Source organism: Vibrio ostreicida, assembly GCF_013074385.2.
In the GTDB taxonomy this organism is placed as follows: Bacteria; Pseudomonadota; Gammaproteobacteria; order Enterobacterales; family Vibrionaceae; genus Vibrio; species Vibrio ostreicida.
On record NZ_JABEYA020000024.1, the window covers coordinates 1 to 12,122 of the forward strand.

15 protein-coding genes are annotated in these 12,122 nt (G+C 45.3%); 12 read left to right on the plus strand and 3 right to left on the minus strand.

Annotation, left to right across the window (positions count from 1 at the left end; translation table 11 throughout):
* Window positions 1-129 (minus strand): thiamine pyrophosphate-binding protein (locus HLM86_RS20380; protein ID WP_170883768.1); only part of this gene is annotated, 129 nt, incomplete at its 3' end.
* A 321-nt stretch (window positions 130-450) separates the two neighbouring features.
* On the opposite strand from HLM86_RS20380, the gene metK reads away from it, so the two are divergent.
* The 11 genes from metK (at window position 451) to ruvX (ending at window position 9,156) form a co-directional block, all read left to right on the plus strand.
* Complete coding sequence (gene metK, locus HLM86_RS19245) at window positions 451-1,602, plus strand: methionine adenosyltransferase (protein ID WP_076590682.1); 1,152 nt, start codon at window positions 451-453, stop codon at window positions 1,600-1,602.
* Window positions 1,603-1,941: 339 nt separating this feature from the next.
* On the plus strand, window positions 1,942-2,769 hold the full coding sequence (locus HLM86_RS19250; protein ID WP_170883767.1) for an AraC family transcriptional regulator: 828 nt from the start codon (window positions 1,942-1,944) through the stop codon (window positions 2,767-2,769).
* A 34-nt stretch (window positions 2,770-2,803) separates the two neighbouring features.
* Window positions 2,804-3,400 (plus strand): LysE family translocator, encoded by a 597-nt coding sequence (locus HLM86_RS19255; protein ID WP_170883766.1) that lies wholly within the window; start codon window positions 2,804-2,806, stop codon window positions 3,398-3,400.
* Between the two features lie 15 nt (window positions 3,401-3,415).
* Entirely contained in the window at window positions 3,416-3,826 is a 411-nt protein-coding gene (locus HLM86_RS19260) for a DUF2000 family protein (RefSeq protein WP_170883765.1), read from the plus strand.
* Window positions 3,827-4,151: 325 nt separating this feature from the next.
* On the plus strand, window positions 4,152-4,946 hold the full coding sequence (locus tag HLM86_RS19265) for a DUF2189 domain-containing protein (protein ID WP_076590686.1): 795 nt from the start codon (window positions 4,152-4,154) through the stop codon (window positions 4,944-4,946).
* A gap of 66 nt (window positions 4,947-5,012) precedes the next feature.
* The gene (locus HLM86_RS19270) at window positions 5,013-5,510 is read left to right on the plus strand and encodes a SprT family zinc-dependent metalloprotease (RefSeq protein WP_170883764.1); all 498 of its coding nucleotides are present in this window, start codon (window positions 5,013-5,015) and stop codon (window positions 5,508-5,510) included.
* Window positions 5,511-5,574: 64 nt separating this feature from the next.
* Window positions 5,575-6,273 (plus strand): endonuclease, encoded by a 699-nt coding sequence (locus tag HLM86_RS19275; protein WP_076590688.1) that lies wholly within the window; start codon window positions 5,575-5,577, stop codon window positions 6,271-6,273.
* Window positions 6,274-6,386: 113 nt separating this feature from the next.
* The gene (gene rsmE / locus HLM86_RS19280) at window positions 6,387-7,118 is read left to right on the plus strand and encodes a 16S rRNA (uracil(1498)-N(3))-methyltransferase (protein ID WP_076590725.1); all 732 of its coding nucleotides are present in this window, start codon (window positions 6,387-6,389) and stop codon (window positions 7,116-7,118) included.
* Between the two features lie 13 nt (window positions 7,119-7,131).
* Window positions 7,132-8,082 carry a glutathione synthase gene (gene gshB / locus HLM86_RS19285; protein WP_170883763.1) on the plus strand — a complete coding sequence of 317 codons (951 nt, stop codon included), beginning with the start codon at window positions 7,132-7,134 and terminating at the stop codon, window positions 8,080-8,082.
* Window positions 8,083-8,136: 54 nt separating this feature from the next.
* Complete coding sequence (locus HLM86_RS19290; RefSeq protein WP_076590690.1) at window positions 8,137-8,700, plus strand: YqgE/AlgH family protein; 564 nt, start codon at window positions 8,137-8,139, stop codon at window positions 8,698-8,700.
* Between the two features lie 24 nt (window positions 8,701-8,724).
* The gene (gene ruvX / locus HLM86_RS19295) at window positions 8,725-9,156 is read left to right on the plus strand and encodes a Holliday junction resolvase RuvX (RefSeq protein WP_076590691.1); all 432 of its coding nucleotides are present in this window, start codon (window positions 8,725-8,727) and stop codon (window positions 9,154-9,156) included.
* 69 nt (window positions 9,157-9,225) lie between these two features.
* Here the strand turns inward: ruvX and HLM86_RS19300 are convergent, their stop codons facing one another.
* Window positions 9,226-10,326, minus strand: a complete 1,101-nt coding sequence (locus tag HLM86_RS19300) for a PilT/PilU family type 4a pilus ATPase (RefSeq protein ID WP_170883762.1) — start codon at window positions 10,324-10,326, stop codon at window positions 9,226-9,228.
* Window positions 10,327-10,335: 9 nt separating this feature from the next.
* Complete coding sequence (locus HLM86_RS19305) at window positions 10,336-11,373, minus strand: type IV pilus twitching motility protein PilT (RefSeq protein ID WP_076590693.1); 1,038 nt, start codon at window positions 11,371-11,373, stop codon at window positions 10,336-10,338.
* A 24-nt stretch (window positions 11,374-11,397) separates the two neighbouring features.
* On the opposite strand from HLM86_RS19305, the gene HLM86_RS19310 reads away from it, so the two are divergent.
* Complete coding sequence (locus tag HLM86_RS19310; protein WP_170883761.1) at window positions 11,398-12,120, plus strand: YggS family pyridoxal phosphate-dependent enzyme; 723 nt, start codon at window positions 11,398-11,400, stop codon at window positions 12,118-12,120.
* Window positions 12,121-12,122 lie beyond the last annotated feature (2 nt).

Consider the following 12,122-nt stretch of genomic DNA (forward strand, 5'->3'; position numbering starts at 1 on the left):
AGAGCGCCAAAGCACTTCAGCGATATCAGCCATCCCCATTGGGGCGCCTGGGTGGCCAGAATTAGCTTGTTGAACGCCGTCCATGCTAAGCGCGCGGATGGCATTGGCGAGGTGTTTGCGAGAAGGCATGTCTGCTCCTGAATCGGTTAAGCGGAATCAATAAAAATCAGCAAATATTCTCTCAAAGGTCTCTAAGCTCTGCAAACGTTTTCCTCCTTTGCTCTCTCCGCTATCGGGTGATTTTCTATCGATGATTCACCCAAGCAATTAAGAATCTTATCTTTTAACGCAAACGTTTGTATATGTATTAAATTAAAAAAGAGCTTGTAATTCGGGCTATCAAATCTAGAATAGACGTCTAGATGTAGATACACCTACAGTTATTAGTATTATTCAAGAGCAGTGGGTACCAATATCCACTGCCCTAAACCAGATAAAAATGGAGCTAACATGGCTAAGCACCTGTTTACTTCTGAATCCGTTTCAGAAGGTCATCCAGATAAAATTGCAGACCAGATTTCCGACGCGGTATTGGATGCAATCCTAAAGCAAGATCCTAAAGCCCGAGTTGCCTGTGAAACCTACGTTAAAACAGGCATGGTCATGGTTGGTGGTGAAATAACAACGTCTGCGTGGGTCGATATTGAAGAACTCACTCGCCAAACTGTTCGTGATATTGGTTACGTTAACTCTGAAATGGGCTTTGATGCCGATTCTTGTGCCGTATTGAATACCATTGGTAAGCAATCTCCTGATATCAACCAAGGGGTCGATAAAACGGATCCCAAGGAACAGGGTGCGGGTGACCAAGGCATTATGTTTGGTTACGCGACGAACGAAACTGACGTGCTGATGCCAGCCCCTATCACCTATTCTCATCTTCTGGTTCAAAAGCAAGCTGAAGTTCGCAAAAATGGCACGCTACCTTGGTTACGCCCAGATGCGAAATCTCAGGTGACGTTCCAGTACGATCAAGGCAACATTGTCGGTATTGATGCTGTGGTTCTTTCGACTCAGCATGCCGAATCCATCTCGACACCGGATCTGCGTGAAGCCGTGATGGAAGAAATCATTAAGCCAGTCCTGCCGGCACAATGGCTTAACAAAGACACCAATTTCTTCATCAATCCGACTGGTCGTTTTGTCATCGGTGGCCCGATGGGGGATTGTGGTCTAACCGGTCGTAAAATTATCGTTGATACCTATGGCGGTGCCGCACGCCATGGTGGTGGGGCATTTTCTGGAAAAGATCCATCAAAAGTCGATCGCAGTGCTGCTTACGCTGCCCGTTATGTCGCGAAGAATATCGTCGCGGCTGGCCTCGCTGATCGCTGTGAAATCCAGTTGTCATATGCCATTGGCGTTGCTGATCCTACGTCGATCATGGTCGAAACTTTCGGCACGGAAAAAGTCAATCAAGAGATCATCATTGAAGCCGTTCGTCAGCATTTTGATCTTCGTCCGTACGGACTGCAAGAAATGCTCAACCTGCTGCAACCTATTTATCAAAAAACCGCAGCATATGGTCACTTTGGCCGTGAGGAATTCCCTTGGGAAGCAACGGATAAAGCCCAGTTACTGCGCGAGTTTGCTGGCCTTTAATCATCGAACACATTGACGTTACTTTTTTCAAAGGCTTCTGGTTTTCCAGAAGCCTTTTTTGTCGGTGAACAACACCGTTTAAAACTTTTCTCTTACGCTGGGTTTATTGCTACGTCACGCTACAGGAAAGAAAGTAACAATAAAGATGGAAACTCCATCTCACTCAATACGCCACCTTAAAGGAATGGTGGCAATAAAGTTCGAAACTCATTTTTGCCCCAAAGTTTGCTAGATAATAAAGAGCGACTGTTATGCATTTAGCAATTTTGTTCTATCTTCACGATCACTTGCTCTCTATACTTTCATTATGTTTCCACCAAATAGATTGAGTCTGTCAGCATGCAAGAACAATTTAGCTATCAAAAAAGTGCGCACACTTTAGGATTGTGTTCATTTTCGGCAAAGATGAGAGACTTTAGCTACGGTAAACATGCCCATGAAGAGTTCAGTATCGGTGTGACTTGCCGTGGCCGTCAGGACTTTTTTAGTAATGGAACTTTTCATAAAAGTCAGGCAGGAAACGTGATCTTTTTTAATCCAGAACAGGTTCATGATGGACATGCTGGAGGTGGAAAAGATATGGAGTATGAAATGCTCTACATACCTGAATCGACAATGATGAGTTTGATTCAAAGCATAGGGAGTGTATCTAAGGATCAGTCTCGATTGAAAGAGTCATCCTTTCATGATGCAGTTTTGCAACGACAGGTCATTTCATTTGCCCGCTCTATGAACTTAGAGCAACCACTTTCTTCACTAGAAGAAGAGCACCTCTTACTGGGCATTGCTCATTCGATTGTTCGTCTTGGCGATGGCTCGTTTATTGATAAGGCGGCTTATGGACGAACAGGTAAACTATTAGAGCAAGCAAAGGAGTTTATTCATTTCAACCTTAATCGAAAGCTAGGTATTGAAGAGATTTCAGGCGCTGCCAATATGTCTAAATATCATTTCATTCGTTTGTTTAACAAACAGTTTGGCATGACGCCACACCAGTATGTACTTAGCTATAAAATCAATCGTGTAAAACGCGACCTAGAGCTAGGTAATAACGCTGCAGATATTGCATTTAAGTACGGGTTTTCAGATTTAAGCCATCTTAATCGTAACTTTAAGAATACGTTTGGTATCACGCCAACCCAATATCAAAAACAACTCTCGTTTTAGCTTAAACTAAAGCATCGACCAAAAGATTAACTCTATGCTGGACATAATTATTTATGCTCTAGGGGTGATGTACACCCCAGGGCCAGTCAATGCTATCGGCTTAAACAGTGGCATACAAAAACAAAACTCAATATTAGGCTTCAGTCTCGGTGTCTCTATCGCGATGTTCGCATTATTCAGTGCTGTTTCGCTGATTGGTGAGACAGTAATGAATGATACTTTCTTACAATGGACGGCAATACTGGGGGCTATCTACATTCTTTGGTTGGCATACAAAATATTCGTAAGCCAAGTGGGTAAAGTTGAACTAAAACCAAGTCAAAGCATGAATCTGCGAGACGGTTTGATGCGTCAGCTTCTTAATCCGAAAGGTATTACGGTGGCATTGCCTATTGCAACAGTTCAGTTTCCATCAGCAGGTATTACGGGCGGGTACATCTTTGTATGGTGCGCTATTTTGGCACTACTTGCGTTTGGTGCTCCTACTGTTTACTACATCGCTGGACGTCTTATTGGCCAAAAGATAAACGAAACTTGCTATTTAGTTGTAATGAATAAGCTAATGGCCGTGCTGTTACTGTTTGTTGGCTTAAAGATGGGGTTGTCGCCTGCAATAGATTTAGTGTACTGATTAATAAGAGGAAATATGCAGTTTGATTCTAAATTTGTCATCGTGGTAGCAGATGATTTACCAGTATGGCAGAAGTTGAATATTGTGAGCTTTCTATCTGGTGGGGTCACATCTACATCAATGGTAGAAACTGGAAAGCAATATGTGGATGGGAGTGATAATACCTATCTACCACTTTGTATCCAGCCAACAATAGTACTTAAAGTGAAAAGAAGTAAATTATCGACTTTTGTCCAACGCGCGAATCGTGCAAACATAGAAACCGCAATATTCATCGAAGATATGTTCGCAACAGGTCATGATGACGCTAATCGAAGCACGGTTCGTTGCTATGATACAGAAAGCTTACCCTTAGTCGGGATTGCTATGTGTGCAGAAAAAAAATTAGTCGATAAAGTTGTCAAAGGTGCGAAACTTCACGATTAGAGTTGAAGTTGATTACGCCTGTAATAACGCCAATCTTAGATAACGAGCCAGAGAAAAGTGTGGCATAGTTTCAAATTTTATTGTTGAAGTTTCGAACGATATTGTCCAACGACATTTTTTACTTAGCTCGCAAAAAATAAACATACGATTTGTATTTTCTCACGCAAGCGTCAATAGTTATTAAGAGGTTAAATCGACAGCATTTTCCATGCTGCTTTTAGCGGATACACAGGCGCACCGCTTTATCATCAAAGTGGTGTAAAGCGTTTCAAAACATGACTCAGACTGACTCTGAGTGCCTCTGGCAGACTATCAAGGAGGATGTATGCCTCGTACGGTGAACCCGCAAGATGTCGACGACAAGCAAAAGCACGTTCCAGATAACGAATACGCCCGCACGATCCCGTGCAATCATGTCAGCTTTTCAGCGCCTTTTCACTGGCTGTCACTAGGGCTACAAGACTTTGTCAGAATGCCCCTCATCAGCACCTTTTATGGTTTGTGCTTTATGGCAGCAGCCGTCGGCATTGTATTACTGGTGCAATGGCAAGGTACCCACTTAGTGGTGATGCCCAGCTTGGTCGTCTACGTTCTTATCGGCCCTTTTCTTGCCCTCGGTTTATATGATGCAAGTTGGGAAAGAGAAAGAGGCCACAAAGCCCGCTTACTTCATTCAATGAAGGCCATCGGCCGTAATTCAAGTTCTCAGTGGGCATTTGCCGTGATGCTTGCGATCTGTATGATTTTTTGGATGCGCATTGCCGCACTTCTTCACGCGCTTTATCCCTCGGTGCAAGGTGCGCCACTGACCGAATTTTTGCCGTTTCTCGTTATTGGGTCCTTGGTTGGGTTTGTTTTAGCTTGCGTCGTGTTTACGATTTCAGCCTTTTCTCTCCCACTCATGATGGAGAGGCGGGTTGATATGATGACCGCTGTTTTCACCAGCTTTAACGCAGTCAAAACCAATATTCCGGCCATGATTGTTTGGGCTGGGCTGATTTGTGGCGGTATTCTGGTGGGTTTTGCTACTTACGGTATCGGGATGCTGTTTACGATGCCAATGCTTGGCTACGGCACTTGGCATGCCTATCATGAGACCATTAAGAAGAAACACCACTGACTCGCGTTAACCCTCAATCCTAGGTATGATACGCCCCTTAAAATGGGGCGTTTTTTGGAGAATAACTTGGATTGGGAACTCAACTATCGCACTCAAAGAGTCATTTGCAATTGCCTTAACGCTGCCACCAAGGCATTCAACCGCTCTTTCCCTGCACCTACAATCAACTTCAAACTGCGCGGTAAAACCGCAGGCAAAGCCTACCTCCAACTCAACGAGATACGCATTAATCCTATTTTATTTTCAGAAAACCAACAGGCTTTCCTCACTGAGGTCATTCCTCACGAAATCGCTCATTTAATTACTTATCAGGTCTATGGCCATGTAAAACCACATGGAAAAGAATGGCGAGGCATAATGGAATCGATTTTTGACGTTCCAGCTCGAACAACGCACTGTTTTTCGACAACATCGGTTCAGGGTAAAACCTTTGAGTATCGGTGTAGTTGCTCACAATACCCCCTTTCCATTCGTCGTCATAACAAGGTGTTACGTGATCAAGCACATTATCGCTGTCAACAATGCCAACACCCCCTAATATTTACGGGTAAACAACTGTCTTAAATAGGGCTTGTCAAACTGTTCGCGTGCTAGACTGCGAGGCATCATACTTTTCCCATACTTATATATGCCTATTTATCGCTTGTTGAGTTTCGCCCTGCTATTACCTATCACCAGCATTGCCGCTCCCCCAACCTCTTTTTCGAAAGCCAAACGCGAAGCAATTCACATTTATGTGGACCATCCATCGAGCTTTTATTGTGGCTGTCACATTCAATGGCAAGGCAAAAAAGGAATCCCTGATTTGATGACTTGTGGTTATGACATACGTAAACAGCCACAACGCGCCTCGCGCATAGAGTGGGAACATATCGTGCCCGCTTGGCAGTTTGGCCACCAGCGTCAATGCTGGCAAAATGGCGGAAGAAAAAACTGCACCAAGCAAGATTCAGTTTTCCGTCTGATGGAAGCCGATCTGCATAATTTGGTGCCAGCAATTGGAGAGGTTAACGGTGACCGCTCAAACTATCGTTTCAGCCAATGGAGTGGCTCACAGGGTGTGAGTTATGGCCGCTGTGAAATGCAAATCGACTTTAAACAACGTAAAGCCATGCCGCCTGACAGAGCCAAAGGCGCCATTGCAAGAACCTATTTGTATATGACTGACATGTACGGATTTAAGATTTCCAAGCAACAATCTCAATTAATGCACGCCTGGGATAATCAGTTCCCCGTCAGTGAATGGGAGTGTTTACGAGACAAACGCATTTTTGAGATACAAGAGAACCATAACCCTTTTGTGCGCTCTGCTTGCCAGCAGCTTTAGTCTGGCTATCCGTTTTCGCTTTATGATCGGGAGTTGGCTAGCCCTTGTTTTTTCACCGTAAAGCATCCATGTTAGAGTCTATCTCAACCTTTCTTGCCGGAAATAAAAATACAATGCGAATCCCACGAATTTATCACCCGGAACCCATTAACCAGTTAGGTTCTTTAATGCTGAGCGACGACGCAGCAGGTCACATTGGGCGAGTACTTCGCATGAAAGAAGGGCAAGAATTAATACTGTTTGACGGCAGTGGCGCAGAATTTTCAGCCATAATTGCTCAGGTATCAAAAAAAACGTTGGAAGTGACGATTTCTACACGCACAGAACGCAATAGTGAATCCCCGCTCAATCTTCATTTAGGTCAAGTTATCTCTCGGGGTGACAAAATGGAGTTCACGATTCAGAAGTCGGTCGAATTGGGCGTCAATATGATTACTCCCCTTATCTCCGAACGTTGCGGAGTAAAACTAGACCACAAGCGGTTCGAGAAAAAATTGGCTCAATGGCAAAAAGTGGCCATCAGTGCCTGTGAGCAGTGCGGTCGCAATCGCATTCCAGAGATTCGTCCAATTATGCAACTTGAAGACTGGTGCGCGGAAGCTGACGAGGCGTTAAAGCTCAACCTTCACCCTCGCGCTAAGTACTCGATCAACACACTTCCTGCTCCAGTGGACAAAGTTCGCTTATTAATTGGCCCCGAGGGGGGGCTGTCTGCACAAGAAATTGCCAAGACTCGGGAGTATCACTTCGAAGAGACTTTAATGGGACCGCGAGTGCTACGCACTGAAACTGCCGCCCTTACTGCTATTACCGCCCTTCAAGTTCGCTTTGGCGATCTTGGCTAAACGGAGAAAAACCATGATCAAATTAGGTATCGTAATGGACCCGATCTCGTCCATTAACATTAAGAAAGACTCTAGCTTTGCAATGCTACTTGAAGCACAGCGACGTGGTTATGAAATCCACTATATGGAAATGAGTGATCTTCATTTAGAGCAAGGCACCACATTTGCCGACACCAAGATCGTCGAGCTCAAAGAAGATCCTAATTCTTGGTATCAATTCACATCAGAGCAGACGATTGAACTGTCAGAGCTTGATGCTGTCTTGATGCGTAAAGACCCTCCATTTGACACGGAGTTCATTTATGCAACCTATCTTTTGGAGCGCGCAGAAGAGCCCGGCACTGTGATCGTCAATAAACCACAAAGCTTGAGGGATTGTAACGAGAAACTCTTTACCGCTTGGTTCCCTGAATTGACGCCCACAACGATCGTCACTCGAAAAGCCGATAAACTAAAAGCCTTTCGTGAAAAACATGGTGATGTGATCTTAAAACCATTAGATGGCATGGGTGGTGCGTCTATCTTTCGAGTCAAGCAAGATGATCCTAATGTCTCAGTCATCATCGAAACTTTGACCAACCACGGTCAAAACTATGCCATGGCCCAGACGTTTGTCCCTGACATCAGCAATGGAGACAAGCGAATTCTGGTCGTGGACGGTGAAGTCATGCCATACTGCCTAGCCCGTATTCCGGCAAAAGGGGAAACGCGCGGCAATTTAGCCGCAGGGGGCACAGGAGAAACTCGCCCACTCAGTGAAACAGATAAACAGATCGCTGCAGCTATAGCGCCTACACTTAAGGAAAAAGGGTTAATCTTTGTAGGCCTAGATGTCATTGGAGATAAGCTGACAGAGATTAACGTTACCAGCCCGACTTGTATCCGTGAAATCGAGGCTTCGTTTAATATCTCAATCACAGGTAAATTAATGGATGCCATTGAAGGTCGCATCAATAAGCCATAATTGGACCACAAATCATTGGGTGATGATTTATCACCCCTTTACGCTGGAGTCGCTATGGATTTAACCAACCATTTTTTAGTTGCCATGCCGGGGATGAAAGACCCTTATTTTCAACGCAGCGTCATCTATGTTTGTGAACACAACGATGAAGGCGCAATGGGGTTGATGATTAATGTCCCCATTGATGTAACTGTCGGTAAAATGCTCAAGCAAGTCGATGTGGAAGCGGTACAGCCTCAGCTAAAAACAGGCAGTCTTGAAAAGCCTGTGTTTAATGGAGGGCCTGTATCAGGAGATCGCGGTTTTATACTTCACAAACCCAAAGATGACTATGAATCAAGCATCAAAATGACGGATGGTATCTCGGTCACTACCTCAAAAGATATACTCGCTGTACTCGGGACCGAAGCCGAACCTCATGAGTACATTGTCGCTTTAGGGTACTCTGGTTGGGAGGCAGGCCAACTCGAAATTGAACTGTCTGAAAACTCCTGGCTGACCATTGAAGCAGATCCCCATGTTATGTTTAACACGCCAATCAGTGAGCGATGGCAAAAAGCGGTCCAGATGCTCGGCATTGACGCTTCCCAGCTCTCCAGCGATATTGGCCACGCTTAACCTTTAATCCTAACGAATACTATTATGCCTAAAACAATTATGGCGTTTGACTTTGGCACAAAAAGCATTGGTAGTGCTATTGGCCAAGAGATCACAGGAACCGCCTCCCCACTCAAAGCATTTAAAGCCAGAGACGGGATCCCTAATTGGGATGACATAGAAAAGATCATAAAAGAATGGCAGCCTCAACTGCTGGTGGTTGGGCTGCCAACTGATCTCCACGGTCAAGCACTGGAAAGCATCACCCCACGAGCCAAAAAGTTTGCCAAACGGCTACAAGGCCGATTTGGCCTACCCGTCGAGTTACATGACGAGCGACTGTCCACTACAGAAGCAAGAGCTGAACTGTTTGAGTTTGGTGGCTTCAAAGCACTCAGTAAAGGCAATGTTGATTGCCAATCTGCGGTGATCATTCTAGAAAGCTGGTTTGAGGCACAGTGGGGAAACGTCGAATAAAAATGAACGTCTTATGAGAACAAACGCCCTGCAGGAGAGGCAACCTAGCGCAGGGCAGCGACATGTCATTCAGTCCATATCAATCTTAACATCACTTAAAGCACCGCCTGCCAAACTTTCCCCTCGCTGAGTCTTGAGCATAATACGAAGATCATTGGCCGAGTCAGCGCTATGCAGGGCTTCTTCCTCATTGACTTTATCATCCAGTACAAGTTGATAGAGTGCTTGATCGAACGTTTGCATCCCTACTTGCTGCGATTTCGCCATGGTTGCTTTGAGCTCATGGAGATCCCCTCGTCGGATCAGATCAGAGACCCTTGGCGTGTTGAGCAACACTTCGAACGCACCGTGGCGCCCCTGACCGCTTTTATCACGAATCAATTGTTGGGCTATCACACCTTTCAAGTTCATAGATAGGTCAAAAAGAAACTGCTCTTTTTGCTCTTTGGGCACTAAATGTAAGATCCGCTCCAAGGCCTGATTTGCATTATTGGCGTGTAACGTCGCCATACATAAATGGCCAGTTTCAGCAAATGTCATCGCAAACGCCATCGTCTCCCGAGAACGGATTTCACCAATCAAAATCATATCCGGAGCCTGGCGCAAAGAATTTTTTAGGGCGATTTCATAACTGTCGGTATCCAGCCCAACCTCTCTTTGAGTCACAATACACTTTAAATGTGGGTGCACAAACTCAATCGGATCTTCGACGGTAAGAATATGCCCACTGCGTTGCGCGTTACGAAACCCAGTCATTGCCGCCATGGTGGTCGATTTACCGGAACCGGTTGCTCCTACGACCAACACCAATCCTCGTTTGGTCGTCGACAAGTCTTTGAGTACGTCGGGCAAACTCAAGGCATCAAAGGTGGGGATTTCCGTTTCAATACGCCGTATGACGGCACCGGGTAACTCACGCTGATAAAAAGCTGAAACGCGAAAGCGACCAAAATCTCTCACCACGGCAAAGTTTGCCTCTCGCGTTTCGGTGAATGTCTGATAGTGACTGGCATCCATCACATTACTCAGCAAACTAAGTACCTCTGTTTCAGATAAGTCATCACCAATAGGCTTTAGGTCACCATCCACACGATATAACAGAGGGGCTCCAACGGTGATGTAAAGATCCGAGGCGCTATGATCTAACATTGCTTGTAGGTTAGCGTCCATGATCGACTCCTAAAGTGGCCCCTGATCAACTTCAAGTTTCGACGCAACTTCTTCAGAGTCCACGACGCCTTGAGCGATCAATTGTTTTGAGTGTTGTTCCATGGTTTGCATACCATGGGCAGCTCCAGTCTGAATCACAGACTGCATTTGAGCGACCTTGTCTTCTCGTATCAGGTTGCGAATTGCTGGGGTTGCCATCATGATTTCATGGCACGCCGCTCGGCCCCCTCCAACGCGCTTAAGCAACTTCTGGGCGATGACCGCACGCAAAGATTCGGACAACATTGAACGAACCATTCCTTTATCGCTGCCAGGGAAGACATCGATAATTCGGTCGATGGTCTTTGATGCTGAGCTGGTGTGCAGGGTACCAAACACCAGATGACCTGTTTCAGCGGCAGTCAGTGCCAGACTAATGGTTTCCTGATCACGCAGCTCACCAACCAAGATAACATCTGGGTCTTCTCGCAATGCACTGCGTAACGCGTTGTTAAAACTGTGGGTATCGCTGTGAACTTCTCGCTGGTTTATCAGGCACTTATTATTGGCATGAACAAACTCTATAGGGTCTTCAATGGTGAGAATATGTTTGTTATGGTGACGATTAATATGGTCAACCATGGCAGCAAGTGTGGTCGACTTTCCCGACCCTGTCGGTCCAGTGACCAAGATTAAGCCTTTTTCCATATTCGACATTTTTTCAAAGATAGGGGGCGCTTGCAGTTGTTCCAACGTGGGGATTTCTGTAGGTATAGTTCGAAATACCGCTGCGCAACCTCGTGATTGATTGAACGCATTGACGCGAAATCTGCCCACATCCGGTAAGGCAAAAGAAAAGTCAACTTCGAGACGTTCTTCGAATTCGCTACGCTGAGAATCATTCATAATGTCGAAAATTAAACGGTGGACCTCAGAATGATTAAACGCAGGAACACCAAGCTTCCTTACTTCGCCATCAATGCGTACCATGGGAGAGACACCAGCAGAAAGATGTAGATCTGAAGCATTATGCTTTACACTAAAATCCAATAACTCAACGATATCCATTTAAAATCCTTAATAAAGTTAGCTATGAGTAATATTCAACAAAATATTGAACAGATCACATCACAGATTGCAGCGGCACAACAAAAGTGTGGACGCCCTCTTGGCTCTGTGCAACTTCTGGCGGTCAGTAAAACCAAACCTGTTGAGAAGATCTTGCAAGCAACCCAAGCAGGTCAGAGAGCGTTTGGTGAGAACTATGTTCAGGAAGGCATTGATAAAGTGTCATATTTCGCCGATCATCATCCAGATTTACCAATAGAATGGCATTTTATTGGGCCGATTCAATCCAACAAAACTCGTCACGTTGCGCAACATTTTGACTGGGTGCATACCATCGACAGAACGAAAGTCGCGCAACGCCTTAATGATCAGAGACCCAACGATTTGAAGCCTTTGCAAGTCTTGATTCAGGTCAACACCAGCAGCGAAATGACCAAATCTGGCGCCAACCATGACGAAATATTGACCTTAGCGAAGTTGATTTCTTCTCTGCCTAACCTCACTTTAAGAGGATTAATGTCAATTCCTGCTAATGTATCCGACTACTCGTCTCAGCTCGCTGCATTTTCCCAATTGGCTGAATTAAAGGAAAAGCTTTCGCAGCACCTCCCGACTCAACAACTGGATACATTGTCAATCGGGATGAGTGGGGATATGGAGGCGGCCATTGAGGCAGGCAGCACCATGGTACGTATCGGTACAGCTATTTTTGGCGCACGCGATTACCCCTCAAAGACAGGAGGATAACA

What these genes read in the sequence shown, in the direction of transcription:
- HLM86_RS19310 (WP_170883761.1), top strand. Translation starts at nt 11,398, where the DNA reads ATGAGTAATATTCAACAAAATATTGAACAGATCACATCACAGATTGCA.
- gshB (WP_170883763.1), top strand. Translation starts at nt 7,132, where the DNA reads ATGATCAAATTAGGTATCGTAATGGACCCGATCTCGTCCATTAACATT.
- metK (WP_076590682.1), top strand. Translation starts at nt 451, where the DNA reads ATGGCTAAGCACCTGTTTACTTCTGAATCCGTTTCAGAAGGTCATCCA.
- HLM86_RS19290 (WP_076590690.1), top strand. Translation starts at nt 8,137, where the DNA reads ATGGATTTAACCAACCATTTTTTAGTTGCCATGCCGGGGATGAAAGAC.
- HLM86_RS19260 (WP_170883765.1), top strand. Translation starts at nt 3,416, where the DNA reads ATGCAGTTTGATTCTAAATTTGTCATCGTGGTAGCAGATGATTTACCA.
- ruvX (WP_076590691.1), top strand. Translation starts at nt 8,725, where the DNA reads ATGCCTAAAACAATTATGGCGTTTGACTTTGGCACAAAAAGCATTGGT.
- HLM86_RS19265 (WP_076590686.1), top strand. Translation starts at nt 4,152, where the DNA reads ATGCCTCGTACGGTGAACCCGCAAGATGTCGACGACAAGCAAAAGCAC.
- HLM86_RS19300 (WP_170883762.1), bottom strand. Translation starts at nt 10,326, where the DNA reads ATGGACGCTAACCTACAAGCAATGTTAGATCATAGCGCCTCGGATCTT.
- rsmE (WP_076590725.1), top strand. Translation starts at nt 6,387, where the DNA reads ATGCGAATCCCACGAATTTATCACCCGGAACCCATTAACCAGTTAGGT.
- HLM86_RS19305 (WP_076590693.1), bottom strand. Translation starts at nt 11,373, where the DNA reads ATGGATATCGTTGAGTTATTGGATTTTAGTGTAAAGCATAATGCTTCA.
- HLM86_RS19250 (WP_170883767.1), top strand. Translation starts at nt 1,942, where the DNA reads ATGCAAGAACAATTTAGCTATCAAAAAAGTGCGCACACTTTAGGATTG.
- HLM86_RS19255 (WP_170883766.1), top strand. Translation starts at nt 2,804, where the DNA reads ATGCTGGACATAATTATTTATGCTCTAGGGGTGATGTACACCCCAGGG.
- HLM86_RS19275 (WP_076590688.1), top strand. Translation starts at nt 5,575, where the DNA reads ATGCCTATTTATCGCTTGTTGAGTTTCGCCCTGCTATTACCTATCACC.